Source organism: Novosphingobium sp. NBM11 (genome assembly GCF_015390225.1).
Classification (GTDB): domain Bacteria; phylum Pseudomonadota; class Alphaproteobacteria; order Sphingomonadales; family Sphingomonadaceae; genus Novosphingobium.
In genome coordinates, this window is the sequence record NZ_VUOG01000001.1 from 2,964,351 (window position 1) to 2,985,844 (window position 21,494).

Annotated in this window: 18 protein-coding genes and 1 tRNA gene; 6 read left to right on the plus strand and 13 right to left on the minus strand. The window is 66.3% G+C overall.

Going from position 1 to position 21,494, the window contains the following annotated elements:
- Window positions 1-2 precede the first annotated feature (2 nt).
- Together F1640_RS14370 and F1640_RS14375 are read right to left on the minus strand one after the other, a co-directional pair.
- Window positions 3-722 (minus strand): hypothetical protein, encoded by a 720-nt coding sequence (locus F1640_RS14370; protein ID WP_125954822.1) that lies wholly within the window; start codon window positions 720-722, stop codon window positions 3-5.
- 46 nt (window positions 723-768) lie between these two features.
- The gene (locus F1640_RS14375) at window positions 769-1,605 is read right to left on the minus strand and encodes an alpha/beta fold hydrolase (RefSeq protein ID WP_206694689.1); all 837 of its coding nucleotides are present in this window, start codon (window positions 1,603-1,605) and stop codon (window positions 769-771) included.
- 270 nt (window positions 1,606-1,875) lie between these two features.
- Here F1640_RS14375 and F1640_RS14380 point away from each other — a divergent pair, with 270 nt between their 5' ends.
- From F1640_RS14380 to F1640_RS14400, 5 genes are all read left to right on the plus strand, one after another.
- The gene (locus F1640_RS14380; RefSeq protein ID WP_158453946.1) at window positions 1,876-4,236 is read left to right on the plus strand and encodes a PAS domain-containing protein; all 2,361 of its coding nucleotides are present in this window, start codon (window positions 1,876-1,878) and stop codon (window positions 4,234-4,236) included.
- Between the two features lie 237 nt (window positions 4,237-4,473).
- Entirely contained in the window at window positions 4,474-4,929 is a 456-nt protein-coding gene (locus tag F1640_RS14385; RefSeq protein WP_124807755.1) for a (2Fe-2S)-binding protein, read from the plus strand.
- The gene (locus F1640_RS14390) at window positions 4,922-7,084 is read left to right on the plus strand and encodes a xanthine dehydrogenase family protein molybdopterin-binding subunit (protein WP_194919804.1); all 2,163 of its coding nucleotides are present in this window, start codon (window positions 4,922-4,924) and stop codon (window positions 7,082-7,084) included. The genes F1640_RS14385 and F1640_RS14390 overlap by 8 nt, the downstream gene beginning before the upstream one ends.
- A complete protein-coding gene (locus F1640_RS14395; RefSeq protein WP_194919805.1) occupies window positions 7,081-8,412 on the plus strand; it encodes a cytochrome c in 1,332 nt (443 codons plus the stop codon). The genes F1640_RS14390 and F1640_RS14395 overlap by 4 nt, the downstream gene beginning before the upstream one ends.
- Window positions 8,413-8,466: 54 nt before the next feature.
- The gene (locus F1640_RS14400; protein ID WP_125954827.1) at window positions 8,467-9,117 is read left to right on the plus strand and encodes a glutathione S-transferase N-terminal domain-containing protein; all 651 of its coding nucleotides are present in this window, start codon (window positions 8,467-8,469) and stop codon (window positions 9,115-9,117) included.
- Window positions 9,118-9,413: 296 nt separating this feature from the next.
- On the opposite strand, the gene F1640_RS14405 is transcribed toward F1640_RS14400, so the two are convergent.
- From F1640_RS14405 to infA, 5 genes are all read right to left on the minus strand, one after another.
- A tRNA-Phe gene (locus F1640_RS14405) sits at window positions 9,414-9,489 on the minus strand.
- A 128-nt stretch (window positions 9,490-9,617) separates the two neighbouring features.
- Window positions 9,618-9,800, minus strand: coding sequence for a DNA gyrase inhibitor YacG (gene yacG / locus F1640_RS14410; RefSeq protein WP_124807752.1), 183 nt, complete (start codon window positions 9,798-9,800; stop codon window positions 9,618-9,620).
- On the minus strand, window positions 9,797-10,789 hold the full coding sequence (locus F1640_RS14415) for a ribonuclease (protein ID WP_194919806.1): 993 nt from the start codon (window positions 10,787-10,789) through the stop codon (window positions 9,797-9,799). The genes yacG and F1640_RS14415 overlap by 4 nt, the downstream gene beginning before the upstream one ends.
- Window positions 10,782-11,387, minus strand: coding sequence for a Maf family nucleotide pyrophosphatase (locus tag F1640_RS14420; protein ID WP_125954829.1), 606 nt, complete (start codon window positions 11,385-11,387; stop codon window positions 10,782-10,784). Before F1640_RS14420 ends, F1640_RS14415 begins: the two co-directional genes overlap by 8 nt.
- Window positions 11,387-11,632 (minus strand): translation initiation factor IF-1, encoded by a 246-nt coding sequence (gene infA / locus F1640_RS14425; RefSeq protein WP_100866134.1) that lies wholly within the window; start codon window positions 11,630-11,632, stop codon window positions 11,387-11,389. The genes F1640_RS14420 and infA overlap by 1 nt, the downstream gene beginning before the upstream one ends.
- 209 nt (window positions 11,633-11,841) lie before the next feature.
- On the opposite strand from infA, the gene uvrC reads away from it, so the two are divergent.
- A complete protein-coding gene (gene uvrC, locus F1640_RS14430; RefSeq protein ID WP_124807749.1) occupies window positions 11,842-13,779 on the plus strand; it encodes an excinuclease ABC subunit UvrC in 1,938 nt (645 codons plus the stop codon).
- Between the two features lie 23 nt (window positions 13,780-13,802).
- On the opposite strand, the gene F1640_RS14435 is transcribed toward uvrC, so the two are convergent.
- The 6 genes from F1640_RS14435 to thiL all read right to left on the minus strand — a co-directional run bounded on the left by F1640_RS14435 (window position 13,803) and on the right by thiL (window position 21,367).
- Window positions 13,803-14,966: a M23 family metallopeptidase gene (locus F1640_RS14435; protein WP_194919807.1), complete on the minus strand. Its 1,164-nt coding sequence runs from the start codon at window positions 14,964-14,966 to the stop codon at window positions 13,803-13,805.
- Between the two features lie 89 nt (window positions 14,967-15,055).
- Window positions 15,056-15,958: an acyl-CoA thioesterase II gene (locus tag F1640_RS14440; protein WP_124807747.1), complete on the minus strand. Its 903-nt coding sequence runs from the start codon at window positions 15,956-15,958 to the stop codon at window positions 15,056-15,058.
- Between the two features lie 31 nt (window positions 15,959-15,989).
- Window positions 15,990-16,871 (minus strand): transcriptional regulator, encoded by an 882-nt coding sequence (locus F1640_RS14445; protein ID WP_194919808.1) that lies wholly within the window; start codon window positions 16,869-16,871, stop codon window positions 15,990-15,992.
- Window positions 16,868-18,052 (minus strand): GNAT family N-acetyltransferase, encoded by a 1,185-nt coding sequence (locus F1640_RS14450; protein WP_233497550.1) that lies wholly within the window; start codon window positions 18,050-18,052, stop codon window positions 16,868-16,870. The genes F1640_RS14445 and F1640_RS14450 overlap by 4 nt, the downstream gene beginning before the upstream one ends.
- A 162-nt stretch (window positions 18,053-18,214) precedes the next feature.
- On the minus strand, window positions 18,215-20,332 hold the full coding sequence (locus F1640_RS14455) for a sodium-translocating pyrophosphatase (RefSeq protein WP_194919809.1): 2,118 nt from the start codon (window positions 20,330-20,332) through the stop codon (window positions 18,215-18,217).
- A gap of 114 nt (window positions 20,333-20,446) precedes the next feature.
- Complete coding sequence (gene thiL, locus F1640_RS14460; RefSeq protein ID WP_309229269.1) at window positions 20,447-21,367, minus strand: thiamine-phosphate kinase; 921 nt, start codon at window positions 21,365-21,367, stop codon at window positions 20,447-20,449.
- Between the last annotated feature and the right edge of the window lie 127 nt (window positions 21,368-21,494).

Consider the following 21,494-nt stretch of genomic DNA (forward strand, 5'->3'; position numbering starts at 1 on the left):
CATCAGCGCAGCACGATGTCGCCGAGATCGATCGACACGACGAGCGGCTCGGCCATCGGTTTGCCATCGGCCTGACGCGGATAGATGCGGCGGCGGGTGGGAAACCGGATGCCCTGCACTTCGACATAGTCTGTGGGATAGTGGGCGCCCGGCGTGTTCCCGGCGATCTCGACGTCGTAATCGTGGCGCCGCAGCAGGCCGTCATTGCCGATGTAAAGCGTCTGGTGCGTGCTGTGGGTGGCGATGTGCGTGGGAAATGTCACCGCGAGGCGGCGCCATTGCTCCCCGCTTTCCTCCCAGGGTTCGATTTCCTGCGCCGTAACTCCCGGCTCGGCCAGCAGGAAGGGAAGCGTCAGATAGGTCCACATCGCGCAGCCGGCAAAGTAGGCCAGCTGCAGTTCGGTCCACGGGGTTTCGAGCGTATGCCCGGCAAACGAGGCGCGCGGGTCGGCCAGTTCTTCCACCACGGTATCCGCGCCGGACACCAACGCAACCCGATGCGGCGCGAACGCGGACTTGCGCGCCGCATCGCCGAAGGGCGCGTGCGAGGCCTGTTGGCGGGTCAGGTCTATGGTCACCACGGTATCGTCCAGCACGCCGCCGACCCCCTTGAGCGGCCAAAGCGCACCGCCTTGCGCGAGCCGCGCGGAAAGCGTGGTGAAGCGCTTCCATTGGACCAGCCCGCCATGGGCGGCAACGGTTGCAGAAGCGAGGGGATCCATAGCATGTCCTTCATTCGGCAGGGGGCGGCAATCGTCCGCAGGCTGCTCAGTGTCCGTCGAGAAACAGGAGGAGATGGGCCAGAAACAGTTCGGGATACTGGAACTGTGCCGCATGGCCAGCATCGGGATAGAGGACGAGTTGCGCATCGGGCAGATGCTGCTGGAGATGGAACGAATTGATCGTTGGCAGCATCACGTCGAGGCTGCCATTGACGACCAGCGTCGGGCAGCTGATCGCCGCAAGATCGGCGAAGCGTTCGCCGTGGGGCACAAGCCAGTCCCGTCCGGCGGCCACTTGCGCCATGATCGTGGCCATGCCGCTGGGCGGATCGACATCTTCTGTTCGTTCATGCCGGCGCTGCCAGAATGCCGCCGCGGCCGCGCGGCCCGCTTCGGAATGGCCGAAAAACAGCCAGGCAAAGTCCTCGAGGTTGGCGTTGCCACTGGCTCGCTGTGCCACTTCGGCCTGATAGGGCGTAGGTTCGCCGCCGCGCGGGCTGGTGCCTAGCAGCGCCAGCTTGCGCACGCGGTCGCCATGCTGCTTGGCATACGCCTGCGCGACCATGCCGCCCATCGAGAAGCCGAGCAGATCGAACGTGCGAAGTTGGAGTGCGTCGACAAATTCGGCGATGCATCCGGCCATGCCCTCGATCGTCGGTGGGGCGGTGCCCGTGGAACTGGCGACCCCGGCGTTGTTGACCAGGATGACCGGGCGTTTGCGGGCAAGGCCGTCGGTCAGCAAGGGGTCCCAGTGATCCATGCCTCCGGTGAAATGCTGGAGAAGCACGATGGGGTTTCCTCCTTCGTCGCCGAACCGACGATAGGCATAGCGCGTTTCGCCGACCACGACGTGCTGCGTCGGCGCTGTCTTGTGCTGGTTCAAGGGGTTCTCCTTTCGCGGAGAGCTTGAGCATGGCGGTTTGCGATCGCCAGACAGAACAAGGTAGGGGGAGGGCATACCAGCGCGCAGCCATCGCGGCCGAGCACCATATGGCTACAATGGTGTTCACGCACGGGCCGGGGACGCTTCCAGGCGGCTTCGTACTTGCTCAGGCGGCAATAGGGTTTGACGTTAGGCTTATGCGCTGCGGCGGCTTGTCAGGCGCGAATAGCGATGGAATGACAGGCAGATTGGGCGATGGGACCGATTGGCATGACCGACCGCAAATACAGCTATCTCTGGCTGCCTGGCGCCTTCTTCATGGCATGGGTGGTGTTTTTCCTCGACCGGGCCTCTGCGAATAATCTGCCTGTTTCCATTCTCCATCTTGTCGTAGTCGCAGCGGCCCTTGCGGGCGGCGGGGAAATCGCGGTTCTCGTCGGAGCGCCTGTCTGCATGGCGCTGGCTTTCGCCGCCCGGCTTCTGGCGCAGGCGGATCCGGCGCCGCTTGCTGCCGCAGCGCAGGCGCTTTTCCCCTGCATCGCGATCGGTGTTGTCGCATTCCTGTTGCTAAGCCAACGACGCCTGCGCGCGGCGAGCGCGGAGGCAGACCGCCGCCGGGCCGAGATCGAACATTTCCTCAACTCGGTCCCGTTCGTGCTGTGGCGGTCCAACCCGCGAGGTGAGATCGAATACCTCAACGAACACTGGACCCATGTAACCGGACTGGATCGCTCAAGCGTGCTGGCGAACGAGCGCTACAACGATGTCGTCCACCCCGATGACCTTCCCGCGCTTCATGCCGCGGTTCCCCATGCGGTCGCCACGCAGACCCTGACCGACCTCGAGATCCGCGTGCGCCAGGCCGACGGTTCGTATCGCTGGATGCAAATTTACGACAAGCCAGTCCGCTCACCCATCACCGGCGAGATCGAGCGCTTCGGCGGGCTTTCCGACGTACATCAAGAGGTAACCGCGAAGGAGGAACTGCAAAAGGTCCGCAACGAACTGGAAGAAAGCCAACGGGAATTGACAGTTTTTGCGGATTCGGTTCCCCAGTTGCTCTGGCGCTCGACGGCGGACGGGAAATGGGATTTTCTCAACCAGCGCTTCACCGAGATTACCGGCGTTGAACGAGAGGAAGGCATTGCCGGGCAAACCTGGCGCGAATGCGTCCATCCCGAGGATATCGGGCCATTGCGCCAGGTGCTGACGCGGTCACTGGAAACTGGCGAAGATATCGCCTGCCAGGTCCGTCTGCGGCACAAGGACGGCAGCTATCACTGGATGTCGATGGCACGCCGGGCGGTGCGGTCCGCCGAGACCGGCGAGATACTGCGCTTCTATGGCGGCGCGACGGACATCCACAACGAGGTGTTGGCCCAGCAGCGCGTCAACGACCTGATGGCCAACCTCGAACGCAGGGTCGCCGAGCGGACGGCCGAACTGCTGCGCACGGAAGCGCGCTATTCGAGTCTGTTCGACGTGGGCGGCATCAGCTTCGCCGAGATGGACTTCAGCCTGACCAAGCCCATCCTCGAACGCATCAAGGCGCAAGGCGTCCAGGATTTGCAGGCGTACTTCGACGAAAATCCGCAGGTTCTCGAGGAATGCCTGTCGAATATCAGGACCACGCGGGTCAATCGGGCGCTCGCCCAGATGATGGGCTATGCGGACCTTGCCGAACTGGCGGCCAACCCGCCCGCGCACAATGCCGAGGACGGCCGCGACGTCCTGATAAGCCAGCTCGAGATGGTCTATTACGATCAAGAGCATATTTCCGGGCAGACCGTGCTGATCGGCAAGGATTCCCGCCGGATACCCGTTCATTTCAACGTGAACCGGCTGTCGGACGACCTGCACCTGTCAAACCTCGTCGACCTTTCCGAACAGCAGCGGATCGAGGAGATGCGCCGCGCCGCGCAGGACGAACTGGCGCGGGCCAACCGCATTGCAACGGTGGGTGCCTATTCCGCCACCATCGCGCATGAACTGAACCAGCCCATCGCGTCGATGGCGATGGATGTGCAGACCACCGTGCGCTGGCTCACCGGGGAAACACCCAATCTTGAGGCGGCGATCCGTGGCATCGAGCGGCTGACCCGGACGGTTCACCGTGTTCAGGCGATTGTCGAGCACACGCGCGAGAGTCTTGCGCCGCGGCGCCGCGAATTGCGGCGCGTCGATATCAGCGCGCTGGCGCGGGCCACCTGTGGTCTGCTCGAAAGCGAGGTCAGGCGGGCAGAGGCGCAATTGGTGCTGCACTGCGATCCCGATCTTGCGCTCGTCCTCGCCGATCCGGTCGAGTTCCAGCAGGTGCTGGTCAATCTCATCACCAATGCGGCGGAGGCGATGCTGGCGGGGACCGATCCGCGGAAGATCACCGTCGAAATCTCGAACGCTTCCGAAGGCATCGCGGTTTCGGTGCGGGATACCGGTCCCGGTATCCCGGACGATATCCTCGACAAGCTGTTCGAACCGTTCTTTACCACCAAAGCGACCGGCATGGGGATGGGGCTGCAGGTCTGCCGCAACGCGGTGCAGGGCATGGGGGGGAACCTGCATGTGCGGAACGAGCCGGGCGGCGGCGCGGTATTCAGCTTTACGGTGCCGGGTATCGCTGCCCTGGACTGAATGCCAGGCTGGGCGGGGTCGTGCCGCGGCAGCGCTCCAGACGCTGAGCTTCGGAATGTTCATGCACTGGATCGTCTGGCCTTGCGCTTGCGACAAGCGCCTTTGCAGGCGTGCGCCGGCGTCCTTTAAGGCTTCCACTCCCCGCTGCCCCTTTTTGCCGGCCAAAACCATACACAGGTAGGTCTGTCCGCGGCATCCGATCTGGCGTAACCTGCCCGAAAATCGGAGGAATCAGGCGTGACGACCATTAACGTGAACGGCCAGCAGCGTGAGGTCAAAGTCGATGCCGAAACACCGCTGCTTTGGGTGCTGCGCGATGATCTGGGGCTGACCGGCACCAAGTTCGGTTGTGGCATCGCGCAATGCGGCGCATGCACCGTTCATCTGGATGGCGCACCCGTCCGGTCCTGCCAATTGCCGGTGGGGGAGATTGGCAACAAGCCGGTCACGACCATCGAGGCGATCGGCACGACCCCGGCCGGCGCGCGCATCCAGAAGGCGTGGCTCGATCTGGACGTGATCCAGTGCGGTTACTGCCAGTCTGGCCAGATCATGTCGGCCGCGGCCCTGCTGGCCAGCAATCCGACGCCCGATGATGCCGCGATCGACGCCGCCATGGCTGGTAACATCTGCCGATGCGGAACCTATGTGCGTATCCGCGAGGGCATCAAGGAGGCGGCGCGTCATGGCTGATCCGGCTCTCTCTCGCCGACAGGTGCTGCGCGGCGCGTCGCTTGGCGCCGGTGCGCTGGTGCTTGGCCTTACCGTCCGGGGCGTTTCGGTGGTTGCGGCAACCGGCGCGGCCCCCGCCTCCGCAGCCTTCGCCCCCGACGCCTTCATCCGCCTGGCTGGGGACGGGAACGTGACCCTGGTGATGCCGCAGACCGAGATGGGGCAGGGCATCTACACCGCTTTGGCGATGCTGATCGCCGAGGAACTGGATGTCGCGCTTGAGGCGGTCAAGCTGGAAGAGGCGCCGGCCGACGACGCGCTCTACGGCAATCCGATCTTCAAGGTGCAGGCCACCGGCGGTTCGACATCGGTGCGCGGCTATTGGCCGGTCATGCGCAAGGCCGGCGCCAGCGCCCGTGCCATGCTGATCGCTGCGGCCGCGCGGCAATGGCATGTGCCGGCGGCGGAATGCCGCACCGAACCGGGTGAAGTCGTCCACCAGCCCAGCGGTCGACGCCTCGCCTATGGCGCGCTGGCCGGACAGGCCGCGCGCGAGCCGGTTCCGGCCGATCCGCCGCTCAAGTCGCCAGAAACCTTCCGCCTTATCGGCCATTCGCAGCGACGCCTCGATACCGCGCACAAGGTCGATGGTTCGCTCCGCTACGGTATCGACGCAATGCCCGAAGGCGTGCGGTTCGCCTCGCTGGCCTGCGCTCCGGTGGTGGGCGGGAAGGTCGTGCGGGTCGATGATCGCCCGGCCAAGGCCCTGCCCGGCGTGCAGCAGGTGATCGTGCTTGATGACATGGTCGCGGTGGTGGCCGAAACCAGCTGGGCGGCGATGCGCGCGCTGGCAGCGATGGACATCACCTGGAACGATGGTCCCAATGCCGCACTGGGCACTGCCGACTTGTGGGCGGATCTGGAAAAGGCATCGCAAGCAGAGGCGCACGTCGCGCTGGATACCGGCGCAGCGGCGAAATTGTCGGGCGATGGCGTGATCGAGGCGCACTACGCCTTGCCCCTCCTGGCCCATGCCCCGATGGAGCCGATGAACTGCACCGTCCACCTCACGGCCGGAAAATGCGAGGTCTGGGTTGGCACGCAGGTGATGACGATGACGCAGCGGGCTGCCGCGCAAGAGGCTGGCCTCAGTCCGGAACAGGTGACGGTCCACAACCATCTTATCGGTGGCGGCTTCGGTCGCCGTCTGGAGGTGGACGGGGTCCGCAAGGCCGTGCGTATCGCCAAACATGTCGATGGCCCGGTCAAGGTCGTCTGGAGCCGGGAAGAGGATGTCGCGCGGGCGCCCTATCGCTCGGTCTATGGCGCCTGGCTCAAGGCCAGGATCGCGAACGGCAAGGTCGAGGCCTGGTCGCATCGCGTTGTCGGCCCCAGCGTGGTCGCGCGCTGGCTGCCACCCGCCTACGACGGCAAAATTGATAGCGATGCCGTCGATGGCGCGGCCGAGACGCCCTACGACATGCCCGCCCTGCTCGTGGACTGGGTCCGCCACGAACCACGCGGCGTGTACACCGCGTTCTGGCGCGGCGTCGGACCCAACATGAACGTGTTCGCCACCGAAAGCTTCGTTGACCGCGTGGCGCGCGAAGCGCGGCAGGACCCGCTCGCCTTTCGCCGCAGCCTGATCGGCAAACATCAACGCGCCCGCGCGGTGCTCGATCTGGCCGCGGAGAAAGCGGGCTGGGGCACGCCGCTGCCGGCGGGCGCGGGGCGTGGCATCAATCTGCAATACGTGTTCGGTACGTATCTTTGCACCGTGGCCGAAGTTGTCGTGGCCGAGGACGGCACGGTGGCGGTCAAGCGGCTGACCACGGCGGTGGACTGCGGAACGCCCGTCAATCCGGACGGCATCGTGTCCCAGATACAGGGCGGCATGGTATTTGGCCTTTCCGCCGCGCTCTATGGCCAGATCACCCTGGCGAACGGGCGGACGCAGGAAAGCAATTTTCACGACTACCGCGTCGTCCGCATCGACGAGATGCCGCAGATCGAGGTCCATATCGTGCCCAGCGCCGAGGCACCCGGCGGGATCGGCGAACCTGGCACGGTCACCGTCCAGGGCGCGCTCAACAACGCCATCTACGCCGCAACGGGCATCCAGCTCAGCCGGATGCCCGTCGATCCCTCCCTGCTAAGCAAGAGCGCCTGGCGATGAAAGGCACCCGCAAAACGATCTTCCTTGGCGCGATTGCGGCGCTTGCCATCGCGGGTGGACTTGCCTGGTGGCAAGTGGCCTTGCCGGGGCCGCTGGCGTTCGCGGGCGGCCGTCAGGTCGATCTGGCCACCTACCGCGGACGGTCGCCCACCGGGGTTCCATCTGAACTGGCGTCGGCTGATCCGCTCACGAAGGGCCGCTATCTGACCGAGGCCGCCGATTGTCAGGCCTGTCACACCGCCAAGGGTGGCAAGCCATTTGCCGGCGGGCGTGCGTTCAAGCTGCCGTTCGGCACGATCTACACCCCCAACATCACGCCCGACCGGGAGACCGGTATAGGGGCTTGGAGCGATGCCGAATTCGTGCGCGCCGTGCACAAGGGCATCGGCCGCGATGGCCAGCGGCTCTACCCGGCATTCCCCTACGCATCCTACGCCATGCTGACCGATGACGATGTGCTGGCGATCCGTCGCTATCTCGCCAGTCTGGCGCCGGTGCGGCAGGCAAACTTGCCCAACACTTTTAGCTTCCCCTTCAACCAGCGCTGGCTGATGGCGATCTGGGGAGCGCTGTTCAACCGCGAACCGGTGTTCCGTCCGGTCGCCGATCGCGATGCCCAGTGGAATCGCGGCGCCTATCTGGTCGAAGCGGCCGGCCATTGCGGCGAATGCCACACGCCGCGCACGCTGATGCAGGCCATGAACACCCGGCAGAAGTTCGCCGGCGGCGCCGCCGAAGGCTGGAACGCCTACAACATCACCGGCGATCAGGTGAGCGGCATCGGGGCGTGGTCGTCGGACGACCTCGTCAGCTATCTTGCGCGCGGGCATGCGCCGCAACGCGGTGTCGCCTCCGGTCCGATGGCCGAGGTGGTTGCATTGAGCACCGGGCGGCTGACACCTTCGGACGTTGCCGCGATCGCGGCTTATCTGCGGACCATTCCCTCCATTCGCAGCTCTGGCCTGCCCGCGATGGCCGGGCCGGCCAACCCCGTCGCTTCGCAAGGCCCGACGGGCAATCCTCACGGCAAGCGCGTGTTCGAGCAGGCTTGCGTCAGTTGCCACGCGTGGAGCGGCAAGGGAGCCGTCAGTCCTTTCCAGCAGTTGACCGGTATCCGGGGCGTCAACGATCGCACCGGCACCAATGTCGCGCTGATGGTGCTGAACGGCGGTGGTTCGGCGCATTCGCCCGGTCCCTACATGCCGGCCTTCCATGCCGCCTATTCGGACGCGGAGATCGCGGCGGTTGCCAACTACGTTACCGCCCGGTTCGGGACGCAGGCTTCGAATCTGACCGCGGCGAGCGTGCGGGAACTGCGAGAGCAGTGAGAGGGATCGCCCTGCCTTGATACATGTGCCGAATGCCGGAGCGGCGTTGCTGGAATGAAAGCGAAGCCCGCGATGAAGCTGTTTACCCATCCCGGCGCAAGTTCGCTCTCCGTCCATATCCTGCTGCGGGAGATCGGCGCGTCTTTCGCGCTTGAAGTGGTCGACGTATCGCTGAAGCGCCGACCGGACGGTTCGGATTATCGCGCCATCGCCCCCCGCGGGATGGTGCCGCTGCTCCTGCTTGAAGACGATACATGGCTGACCGAGAACATCGTGATCGCCCAATATCTATGCGAACGGTTCGGCCGCGACGATCTGCTTCCCGCCGCCGGCACGATGGAGCGCTACCGGGTGCTCGAATGGCAGAGCTTCACCGCCGCCGAATTGCATAAGAGCTTCGTACCGCTGCGCTGGCCGCTTGACGAACGCGCGCGCGCCGTTGCGCTGGAGCGGATCGAGGGCCGTCTTGCGCAGGCCGAGCGCGATCTTGTTGGCCCCTTTCTGACCGGGGCAACGTTTACCGCCGCGGATGCCTATTTCTTCGTGATCGCCAGCTGGACGCGGTATTTCAAAATTTCCCTGGCGCCCTTTCCCCGCATCGCCGCGCTGCTTCGCCTTGTCGGCCGGCGGCCTTCAGTCGCGGCGGCCATCGGGGCCGAAGGGCAGGGCCTTGTCACGATCGACGAGACCATCCCTCTGCCTTAGGTTTCGCGCGCGATTAGGGTGTCCAAGAGCGGGGTCGCCCCGCCGCCTGGCGAAGTTCGATCAGGACATGCATCAGTGCGCAGTGGCGCCACTTGAGGCTTCGCGTTGCGGATTGCGGTGTCCGTCAGTGCCATTGGGGGCACGCCTTTCGCCGGTTTCAAAGTGGCCCCCAAGGTGGCCCCCAGAATCACCCGCTTACGGGCGTGCAAAGGCGGACATCAGCGGTTAGGCCGATGCAGAATATGGCCGATTTCTGCCGTTTTTCAAGCTTTGGCGGGGTTTGGCGAACAGGCCAATGGTGCCCGGGGACGGAGTCGAACCGCCGACACCGTGATTTTCAGTCACGTGCTCTACCAACTGAGCTACCCGGGCATCGCTGCGGACTTTCCCTCGAGAGGGTGTCTGGCGAATGGAAGCGCGCCTATGGCGAAGCGCGGCTGGCTTGTCCAGCCCTGATTTGCACTTTTCACCTCTATCTGCCGAACGCCGGCGGGGACAGTTCAATCCTGCGCATCGGGATCGGCCGGCGGGCCGGGGAGGGCATAGCCATCGTCCAGCCATTGCACCAGATCGCGATCGCGGCAGCGGGTGGAACAGAACGGCGCGTGGGCTTCCACGCGGGGCTTGCCGCAGATCGGGCAGCGGCGTTGCCCGTTCACGCGGGGAGATGGTTTGAGGGTCATGCTGCGACTGCCTGCGCGAATCCGCCGTCGAGAGCAAGACCCGCGTCTTCGTGCCAGCGCACGATGCGCCCGGTGCGGCGGACCAGTTCGGCTTCCCATTCCGCCGGCATGGCCCTTCGGAGCGCCGGAGCGGCGGTCAGCAGCAGCACGCCGGGATCGGGGACCCGTTCCGCCTGGCGCAGCAGGGCGCGCAGCGCGGCACCGGCGGGGTGCCGGGCGAAGCGCGCGACCAGCGAGGGCCGTTCGAGCCGGGCGACGAGCTGGACGAAGCCGAAGCCGTTCATGGCCGTGCGTTCGCCCTTCCATCCGGCCAGCGCTTCGGCGAGAGCGGCATCGACGGCAAGGCGGTCCTTCCGGTCCGCCAGCGTCGGGAAATCGATGCCGATCGATCCGCCGATGTCCAGCCGCACGAGGGCGGCGGCAATCGCGGGGACGGCGGCGCGGGCCAGCATTGGCGGCGGCAATGTGCCGTCGATGTCGATCAGCGTCATCGCGGGCGTGGGGCTGACGAGGAGGCTGCCGCCGGCAAAGGCGATCTCTCCGCCTTGCGCCTGTTCCACCAGTTCGTGCCAGCCGGCTTCGTCAAAGGCGCGGTCCGTGACCGGCACCGAACGGACCGGCAGGGGGCCGGCGCGCAGGTCTTCCAGCAGGCTGGGTGCAGGGGAGGGCGCGGCGTCCGCAGCGGCGGCGCGTGCCTGCGGCAGCTTGGTGCGGCCTTTTTCCGCGATCGCGGCGCGGGTTACGCGCAGCAGCACCGTCGCGCCTTCCGTGACCGCCGGATCGAGGCCATCGACCAGCGCTTCACCGCCATCGGCGAACCGCGCGATCCCGCGCCGAGCGCCCTTGTGCTTCACGATCACCTGGGCCGGTCCGATGAAGCCGGGGCGTAGCGTTTCGCCCCAGTCGACGCGCGCGGCGATGATTTCGTCCCGGTCCACAAGGATCGCGCGTTCTTCGCCGATCCCGGCCTCGTGCAGCCATTCAGCCAAGCGGAAAGCCCGCGCGGCGCAGCAGCAGGCGGGTTTCGTAGAGCGGCAGGCCCATCACCCCGGAGTGGCTGCCGGAAAGCCACAGGCACAGCCCTTCCGCGCTGCCCTGGATGGCATAGCCGCCTGCCTTGCCGCGCCATTCGCCGCTCGCGATGTAGCCGTCGGTTTCTTCCTGCGTGAAGCGCTTGAAGCGGACGATCGTCTCGCTCAGCGCCTCGTGCAGGGTTCCGTCAGGCGTGACGGCGGCGACGGCCGAGAACACGCGATGGCGGCGGCCGGAGAGCAGCGCCAGGCAGGCGCGCGCGGTGGCTTCGTCTTCCGCCTTGGGCAGGATGCGTCGGCCCGCGCCCACCACGGTATCGCCCGCCAGCACCAGCGCGCCGGGCGCCAATGCGGCGGCGGCGCGCGCCTTTTCCGCGGCGAGGCGGACTGCGTGGGGGCGGGGCAATTCGCCCTTGCCCGGTGTTTCGTCGATGTCGGTGGCCAGCACCCTGTCGGGCGTCACACCCAGCCGTGCCAGCAGTTCGAGGCGGCGCGGGCTGGCGGAGGCCAGGACCAGGGGCGGCAGCGGGGAAGGCGGCGTCGGTACGCCGGCCATCAGTAGGGGCCGGGGCCGCCCCGGCCGGGCATGAAGCGGTAGGTGATCCGGCCCTTGGTCAGGTCATAGGGCGTCAGTTCCACGAGCACTTCGTCGCCCACCAGCACGCGGATGCGGTTCTTGCGCATCTTGCCGGCGGTGTGGCCCAGGATCTCGTGATCGTTTTCAAGGCGCACGCGGAACATCGCGTTCGGCAGCAGTTCCACCACCGTGCCGCGCATTTCGAGGAGTTCTTCTTTCGCCATCGGCGCTTTCGGATGCCTTTTCGCTTGGTTGCGTGTGTCGCAAGCTTGTCGGAAACAGTCCCGCGCGGCGCGCCCATAGCGTCCCGCGAGCAAAAAGGGAAGCCCATGCCGACGCCGTCAGGCGGCGCGGGTGGATGTGCCCGGTTTGTCCACCGCGCGCAGCGGCAGGCATCTCCCCAAAGCGGAGGACAGCGCTTATCTGGACCACCATGGCCCGCGGCTCCGTTCCCCCTGATCGGCAATCGTCCGAACGTTTCCACGAGGATAAGGCGACCTACGCGCTGCGCGGGTCGGACCAGCCGGATATCGACAAGGGCGTGGAGACCATTCGCGAGGTGGTGCGCACGCTGCCCGCCAAGCCCGGCGTCTATCGCATGCACGATGCGCGCGGGGATGTGCTTTACGTGGGCAAGGCGCGGGTGCTGCGGAACCGCGTCACGAACTACACCCAGGTGGAACGCCTGCCCAACCGCCTGCGGCGCATGGTGAGCCAGACCCGGTCGATGACCATCGTCACGACCAATTCGGAAGCCGAGGCGCTGCTGCTGGAAGCGCAGCTCATCAAGCGCTTCCGCCCGCCGTACAACGTGCTGCTGCGCGACGACAAATCGTTCCCGTTCATCCTGCTGCGCACCGACCACGCGTTTCCGCGCATCATGAAGCATCGCGGCGCTCGCAAGGCGAAGGGGAACTACTATGGCCCGTTCGCCAGCGCCGGATCGGTCAACACCACGATCAACGCGCTGCAGAAGCTGTTCCTGCTGCGCTCGTGCAACGATGGTTTCATGGCGCGGCGCGACCGGCCGTGCCTGCTCTACCAGATCAAGCGCTGTTCGGCGCCGTGCGTGGGGCGGGTCAGCGAGGACGACTATGCCGATCTGGTGCGGCAGGCCCGCGATTTCCTGGGGGGCAAGTCGTCCGCCGTACAGCGCGAGATCGAAGGGCAGATGGCGCAGGCTTCCGAAGCGCTCGACTTCGAACGGGCAGCGATGCTGCGCGACCGCTTGCGCGCGGCCACGTTTATCCAGGGCAGCCAGGCGATCAACGCGGAAGGCGTGGGCAACGCCGATGTCTTCGCCATGGCGGCGAAGGGCGGGCATATCGGCATCCAGGCCTTCTTCATCCGGGGCGGACAGAACTGGGGCCACCGCGCGTTCTTCCCCAGCCACACCGAAGGGCTGGAGGAAGCCGAGGTGCTTACCAGCTTCCTCGCCCAGTTCTACGAGGAGGTGCCGCCGCCCCGCCTGATCCTGGTCGACCGGGCGTTGCCGGAAGCCGATCTGCTGGCGGAGGCGCTGCAGGAGGCCGCCGGCGGCAAGGTCGAGATTTCAGTGCCGCAGCGCGGCGACCGGCGGCGGCTGATGGAGCAGGCCAGCCGCAACGCGGTGGAAGCCCTGGAGCGGCGTCTGGCCGAAACCGGCACCAAGGCGAAGATCAACCGCGAGATGGCGGAGTTTCTGGAATTGCCCGAGGTGCCGCAGCGCATCGAAATCTACGACAACAGCCATATCCAGGGCACCAACGCGCTGGGGGCGATGGTCGTGGCGGGGCCGGACGGCTTCCTCAACAGCCAGTACCGCAAATGGAACATCAAGGCGGCGCAATCCAACGACGACTTCGCGATGATGCGCGAGGTCTTCCGCCGCCGTTTCGCCCGGGCGCAGGAAGAAGACCCGGATCGCGAAAGTGGCGTCTGGCCCGATCTGGTCCTGATCGACGGCGGCAAGGGGCAGATGAGCGCGGTGCGCGAGACGCTGGAGGAACTCGGCATCGACGACGTGCCGCTGATCGCCATCGCCAAGGGGCCGCACCACGGCCGCGAAGGGCGGGAAGTGTTCCATTTCGCAGACGGGCGGGAGAAGACGCTGCCCGTCAATTCACCCGTGCTGTTCCACTTGCAGCGTCTGCGTGACGAGGTGCACCGCTTCGCCATCGGCGCGCACCGCGAAAAGCGCAGCCGCGCGATCACGGCCAGCCCGCTCGACGAAATCCCCGGCATCGGCCCGGCGCGGAAGCGGGCGCTGCTGCTGCACTTCGGCACGGCGGGAAAGGTGCGCGCGGCCAGCCTGGAGGATCTGCAGCGCGCGCCCGGCGTCAGCTCAGCGGTGGCCCAGACCGTGTACGATTTCTACCACCCGAACGGATAACCGGCCGAACGGATAGCACGCGTTCAGGGAAGGCTGACGACCGCGTTGTTGTCGGGAAATTCGGCGGCAACGGCATGGGGCAGGCCCGATGTTTTCCAGGCGGCCTTTCCATCCAGTACGGCCGGATCGCTGGCCACGCCCGCCACGGTGAAACGGGCAATGGCATAGGGCAGGCCTTCCGCACCGAGCGCGGATGGCGCGTCCATCAACTGGAAATGCAGGTGCGGAGCATCGGAATTGCCCGAATTGCCCAGCTTGGCCAGTACTTGCCCGGTATGCACGGCCTCTCCCGGATGGACGAGAACGCTCCCCGGCTGAAGGTGGCCGTAGAGGGCGTAAGCGCCGTTCCCCAGGTCCAGGATCACGGTGTTGCCGCTGATCGTCTCCACCGTCGGACGACGGCCTTCCTGCGGGTTGGCGCCGGCGTTCTCCGGCAGATCGTCGATGATCGAGACCACCCTGGCATCCGCCACCGCGAGCACGGGCGCGCCGTAGCCCGGATAGCTTTCGTTGCGGCCGGGGTCACCCGCGAGGAAGCGACCCTTGTTGTCGAGCCGGACCCAGTCGATCGCGAAGCGCTGCGCCAGATGCGCCCGCCCGTTGATCGCGTTCCACGAACGCCGGTGATCGGGCGCGGCCAGACCGTTGGCGGCCAGCCAGCCGTCGCCGGCAAGTGGCGGGGCGATCACCACGGCCGGCGCGTCGACCGGAGTGGCCGGGCCGGTCAGCGACCGTTCGATCGTCTTTCCATCGGGCAGTGTCAGCGAGAAAGTCAGGCGATGGCCCAGGCGCGCCGGCACTTTTGCGCCGGCGGGAAGCGCAAGATCGATGAACACCACGCCGGTCCGCCCGCCGGCCAGCGTACGTTCGGTGCCGGGCGTGGGTTCCGGGCCGATAGTGCCGATCATCGCGGCCAGATCGGCCGGAGCATAGTGGGCAAGTACCGTTCCCGCATCGTCGAGCAGGTCCAGTGCCGCCAGATCGATCGGCGCCGTGTGAAAGTTGGTGACGCGCAGTTCGTAAAGCAGCCGCGCGCGGCCATCGGTCACCACCGGCGCGGGTGCTTTGGGTATCGCCACATCGACGGGAAAGCCCGATAGCGCGGGGGCCTCTGCCATGGCGACGGAACCGCCGGTGGGCAGCGGAGCAAATGCCAGCAGGGCGAGGATGGGATAAGGCAGCTTCATCCCGCCATGCTCGCACAAGGCTCCGGCGGGTCAAGCACGCCCGTCGAAAGGTTGCGACGGCTTGTGGAATGGTGCGTGACGGTACCGGGTCAGGCCTTGGGCGCGATCGGCCGGATCATGCCTTCCTGCGCTACGCTGGCGACCAGCCGGCCGTCGCGCGTGTAGATGCTGCCCCGGTTGAACCCGCGCGCATGGTCCGCCCACGGGCTGTCGCAGGCATAGAGCAGCCACTCGTCGGCGCGGAAATCGTCGTGGAACCAGATCGCGTGATCGAGGCTGGCGCTCATCACGTTGCCTTTGTCCCAGCGCAGATCGTGGGGAAGCGTGCAGGTGCCCAGCAGTGTCATGTCGCTGGCATAGGCCAGCACCGCGCGGTGGATCTTCGGATCGTCCGGCAGAGCGGCCATGCTGCGGAACCAGGTGTTCGCGACGGGTTCCATCCGTTTCGCCGTGGTCCAGCGTTCCGGCTCCACCGGCCGCAGGTCGATCGGGCGTTGGCGCAGCACGAATTCCTGTTGAGACTTGGGCAATTTGTCGAGATGGCGGCGGCGCAGTTCACGCTCGTTGACCAGTTCCTCGGGCGCGGGGACGGCGGGCATCGCACTCGCATGGCGTACGCCCGGCTCCCGCCGGTGGAACGAGGCCAGCATGGTCAGGATCGGCTTACCCAGCTGGCTGGCGACGATGCGACGGTTGGAGAAGCTGCCACCATCGAGATCGCGCTCGACGCGGAAATCGATCTCGTAGTCCTCGTTGCCGCCGCGCAGGAAATAGGCGTGAAGCGAATGGACCGGGCGATCCTCCGGCACGGTGCGTTCGGCCGCCGCGAGTGCCTGTCCAATGACCTGTCCGCCGAAGACTCGGCCGACGCCGCCGGGCTTGCGGCTGCCAAGGAATCGGTCGCCGCCCAGATCATCAACGTCGAGCAGGCGCAGCAGGCCGCTGACAAGTTCCTCGCCGGAAAGCTGGGGGGCAGGGGATGCGTCGTTCATCGCGCTCCCATGCGCGAGCCTGCCGTTTACGTCAACGCAAACCCTTTGCCTTGGCATAAAGGCGCCAGCTGAAAGCTTTGGCCCTGTTGCTTGCGGGCCACCGGCCGGGCGCGCGGGGATTCAGGCCATTCCTGCGCAGCAGTCCGTTGAAGGCCCGCGCATCGGCTTCGGCAAAGCTCCATTCCGAACGCCAGGTTATCGATAGCGATACCGAAGGCGCGGGGCCGTTGCGCACGAAATGCGGTGCCATCACCGGCACGAACAGCGCCTCGCCGGGGGATAGCGCCCATTCGCGCCCGCCTGCCGCCAGCTCGTCGCGCCAGTAGAGTTCGCGCCCGCCGCCGGTGTGATAGGTCTCGTGCGTTTCGTCGGGGGCGTAGAAGGCATCGCCCGCCGGGAACATCGTCATCACCTTGCTGCCCATCAAGTGCAGCAGGATGTTGTGTTCCGGATCGAAGTGATAGGGCGTGACGCCATCGGGGCTGGTGACGAAGACGAAGCCTTGCGGCTTCAGCATCGCGCCGGTGCGGGCCTCGATCGTCGGGCGCAGTTCTTCCAGCAGGCTTGCCAGCAGTTCGCCATAGGCGGGCACCTGTTCGATGTTCTTGAGCGCCGCCCAGCTGCCGGTCGACGCGATGTTGCGGATCGTATCGCCGATGCCCAGGCCGTTGCCTTCGGCCTTCGCGCCGTTCAACCCGACGGGCAGGTCCGCGCGGTTGTATTCCACCGATGCTGCCGGCAGCGCTTCGGCCAGCGTCGCCAGCGCGTCCAGCGCCATCAGTGGGTGATCGCCCAGCCGGTGCGTCAGCTTGTGCGGTTGTTCGGGATAGGATGTGGCGAAGGCGGCGCGGGCTTCGTCGGTGAAGACGGGCAGGGCGCGGCTTGCGTCAAACGATCCGTGGTCTGGTTTCATGGGATGATCCCTGCGGGATTGCGGTTGAGTTCCATGGCCACCAGCCGTTCGAACGCGGCGCGGCGGGTTGTTCCGCCGATGGCGATGGAAATGCGGCCGATCGAGCGGCGTTCCATCCACAGCGAGTCGATCATCGGGTGATCGGCTGCGGCGCAACTGTCGCACCACGCAATATCTTCGCGTTCCAGCATGGCCAGGTTTTCCAGCTGGAGGAGGACGCCGGGCGAGAAACGGGCATAGCGTTCGTCGAAAGCGGTCTTGAAGGAAAAGGCGCCGGGCGCCGTCAGGAAGTTCGCCAGCATGGCGATCGGCTGTCCGTCAAGGGTGAGGCTCAGGCGTTCGAGCAGTCCACGATGGGCGGCATCGTTCATCGCCTCGCGGAACAGCAGTTCGGTTTGCGGCGCGCAGGCCAGCGCGCTGCCCGAACGGCCTTTCCAGCCTTCGGCTTCCAGCGTCAGGAATTGCTCGACCCACGAAGCGACCCGCTCGATTCCATCTTCGCGGTGGAACTCCAGCGCTCCCAGTTCGGACAGGCGGGCCTGTTGCCGGCGGTATTCCTTGCGCTTCTTGCCCGGCACCGCGCGCTGCAGGTAATCGTCGGGCGCAAGCCGGGAACACAGCAGCGCGCGTTCTTCCCGATGCACCAGCGCGATGCGCCTGCCCTGTTCCGCGCCGATCGCGTAAAGGCTGCCGATCAGGCCGTTGTCCAGCGGTTGCAGCGCAAGGTGCAGGAACAGGGCCGGACCGGCATTGGCATCGGCCCAGGCCAGCAAGGCGCGCCAGAATGACGGCTCGTCCCCGCGAGCGACCAAGGGCGCGCCCAGGAAGCAATTGGGGTGGAGCCAGTTGCCCAGATGCGGCAGCGGCCACCGGCCATAGCGCCAGGAAGGCGCCAGCGGCATCAGCCCGATCAGTTCGCCGCCCCTTTCCAGCCGGGCGATCCGAACCGTGCCTGCGGGGTCGAAACGGCGCAGAGCGGGCAGCAGATACCAGCTTTCGAAGAACGGGTTGGGCGTGGAGGCATCGCGCGCCAGGGCATCCCAGCGCCGTACCGCCTCGGCATCGACCCAACTGTTCCACGGCGCGACGATAAGCGCGGAATCGCCCGTGATGACGGCATGTGCCGGTGCTGGCGCAAGGCGCTGCCGGGATCGGCGTTCGATGAAAGGTTGCGCGCTCACGAAACTGTCTTCTGGCCCTGGGCTGCCTGCGGAATCAAAACCGCGTATCCGGGCTACCAGCAAGGACCGAAAGTTATGTTAATGATCGCACCGAAATGAAATGACCCCGCCCGTATGAACGGGCGGGGTCGCTTTCTCCCCGACTCGGGCCGGACGTTATGATCAGACCATGCTATGGCCTGCCAGCGCCGCAAGCAACAGCAGCGCGACGATGTTGGTGATCTTGATCATCGGATTGACCGCCGGACCGGCGGTATCCTTGTAGGGATCGCCCACGGTATCGCCCGTCACGGCCGCCTTGTGCGCTTCCGATCCCTTGCCGCCGTGGTGGCCGTCCTCGATGTACTTCTTGGCGTTGTCCCACGCGCCGCCACCCGATGTCATCGACAGGGCGACGAAGAGGCCGCCGACGATCACGCCGAGAAGCAATGCGCCCAGCGCCGCAAAGCCGTTGTCCTGCCCCGCGACCCACGAGATCACGAAGTACACCACGATCGGCGCGAGGACCGGGAGCAGAGAGGGCACGATCATTTCCTTGATCGCGGCCTTGGTCACCAGGTCCACGGTGCGGGCATAGTCGGGCTTCGAAGTGCCTTCCATGATGCCCGGATTGTCGCGGAACTGATCCCGCACGTCGACGACGACATCGCCGGCGGCCCGGCCGACCGCAGTCATGCCCATCGCGCCGAACAGGTAGGGCAGCAGCGCGCCGAGCAGCAGGCCGACGATAACGTAAGGATTCTCGAGGCTGAAATCGACGCTCAGGCTCGGGAAGAATTCGCGCAGGTCGGTGGTGTATGCGGCGAACAGCACCAGCGCGGCGAGACCGGCGGAGCCGATTGCGTAGCCCTTGGTGACCGCCTTGGTGGTGTTGCCCACGGCATCGAGCGCGTCGGTCTTTTCGCGGACCGAATCGTCGAGCCCGGCCATTTCGGCGATGCCGCCGGCGTTGTCCGTGACCGGACCATAGGCATCGAGCGCGACGACCATGCCGGCGAGCGCGAGCATGGCGGTGGCGCCATAGGCGATGCCGAGCGGACCGGCGAGCTTGTAGGTGATGATCATCGAGGCGACGATCGCCAGCGCGGGAAGCGCGGTGGCTTCCATCGAAATGGCCAGGCCCTGGATCACGTTGGTACCGTGCCCGGTGACCGAGGCCTTGGCGATCGACTTCACCGGGCGGTAGCTGGTGCCGGTGTAGTATTCGGTGATCCAGATGATCAGGCCGGTCAGCGCAAGGCCGACGAAGCCCGCGTAGAACAGCGAGCGGCCGGTGAACGCATAGTCATGGCCGAACGCCTGGTACGTGGTGCTGGCTTCCATGTCGCCGCCCAGCGCGTGGTTCATGGCGAACCAGATCGCCGGAACCGAGAGCAGGGCGGTAACGAAGAAGCCCTTGTACATGGCGCCCATGATGTTGTTCGAGGAGCCGAGCTTCACGAAATAGGTGCCGATGATGGAGGTGACGATGCAGACGCCGCCGATCAGCAGCGGGATCGCCATGAGCGCGTCGAGGTTGGCCGCGTTCTTCACGAGCAGCGCGGTCATGATCATGGTCGCGCCGATGGTGACGACATAGGTTTCGAACAGGTCGGCGGCCATGCCGGCGCAGTCGCCCACGTTGTCGCCCACGTTGTCGGCGATCACAGCCGGGTTGCGCGGATCATCTTCCGGAATGCCGGCCTCGACCTTGCCGACAAGGTCGGCGCCGACGTCGGCGGCCTTGGTGAAGATGCCGCCGCCCAGACGGGCGAAGATCGAAACGAGGCTGGCGCCGAGCGCGAGCGCAGTGAGCGCGGTGACGACGGTGCGGCTGTTGGCCGCTTCACCCGCGATGCTGGTGAGATAGTAGAAGAATACCGCGATCGCGAGGAGGGCCAGACCCGCCACCAGCATGCCGGTGATGGCGCCGGCGCGGAAGGCAAGGGTGAGGCCCTGCTGCAGGCCGGATTGCGCGGCGGCAGCGGTGCGAACGTTCGAGCGGACCGACACGTTCATGCCGATGAACCCCGCCGCGCCCGAGAGCACCGCGCCAAGCACGAAGCCGATCGCCGATACCGCGCCGAGCGAGACCGCCACGATCACCGCGACCACAACGCCGACAATGGCGATGGTGGTGTACTGCCGCTTCAGATAGGCTTGCGCGCCTTCCTGGATGGCGGCGGCGATTTCCTGCATTCTGGCATTGCCCGCCGGCGCACTGAGCACCTGGCGGCTGGTCACGAAGCCGTAGACGATGGCTAGTAACCCCAACACTATTGCAATTGTTACTAGGTTCACGAGAGCATCCCCCTTTATTGATCCGGCGCCTTTGTGTCCGGTTGCCCGTCGTTGCGGGTTGGGCGGGGAGGCTATAGGTTTATTCGCGCCTCGCAAGCGAAACGATGACCTGGATCAATTGTCGTAGGCGCCGTGGATATAGCCCAGCCGCCCGGCGGGAGGAATGCCGTCCACCAGCAGTGGATGCCGGCCTTGCGGCTCGACCGACCCGATACGCCAGGCGGGGCACGGGGGCGTCATGCGGCCCGGCAGGGTGAACAGCAGTTCGTAGTCGTCGCCCCAGCGCATGGCGTCAGCGGCGCGCGTGGCGGGCAGGGCAGCGGGGAGCGGCACCGCGTCGCCCGCGATCGCCAAGGTCACGCCGCTGGCTTCGGCCAGGCGCGCGCTGTCGATCAGCAGGCCGTCCGACACGTCCATCATGGCGCTGACGAGCGGTGCGAGCGCCTTGCCTTCGGCCAGGCGCGGCGCGGGACGGCGGAAGGCTGCGGTGTCGGTCGGGATGCCGCCTGCCTGCAGCGCTTCGAAGCCGAGCATGGCCGCGCCAACGGGGCCGGTCAGCCACAGCCCATCGCCCGGCCTCGCGCCGGCGCGGGAAGGGACCGGGCGATGCGTGGCACGGCCGATGGCGGTCAGCCCGATCGCGCGCCGTCCGGTTGCATTCGTCGCTGGCGCGGCCACGGTGTCGCCTCCCAGCAAGGGCGCATCGAAAGCGTCCAGCGCCTCGCGCAAGCCGGCAAGAAACCGCGCGTCATCGCGGCCAAGCATATAGCCCAGCAAAACGCCCGCCGGCACCGCTCCCTTGGCAGCAAGGTCGGACAGGTTGGTGGCGACGAGTTTCCACGCCACGTCCGCCATGTCCTGCGTGGGCAGCCAGTGCACGCCTTCGACCATCATGTCATGCGTCAGCACCAGGGCTTCGCCGCCGAACTCGAGCACGGCGGCGTCGTCGACCAGCCCGCGCGCCGCGGGATCGTACGCCATCGCGCGCAGCGCGGCAATGAAGCCGCTTTCGTCGAGAGAGAGGGGGGCAGTCACCCCTTTCCTTTGGGACGAGAGGGCTTGCGGGTAAAGGCCCGCGTGCTTCTCGCGGATCGCGAACCTTGCGGTGTGGGCGCTTGACCGTGGATCGCGCGCGGTTTAACCGTTCGATTAAATCATTTGC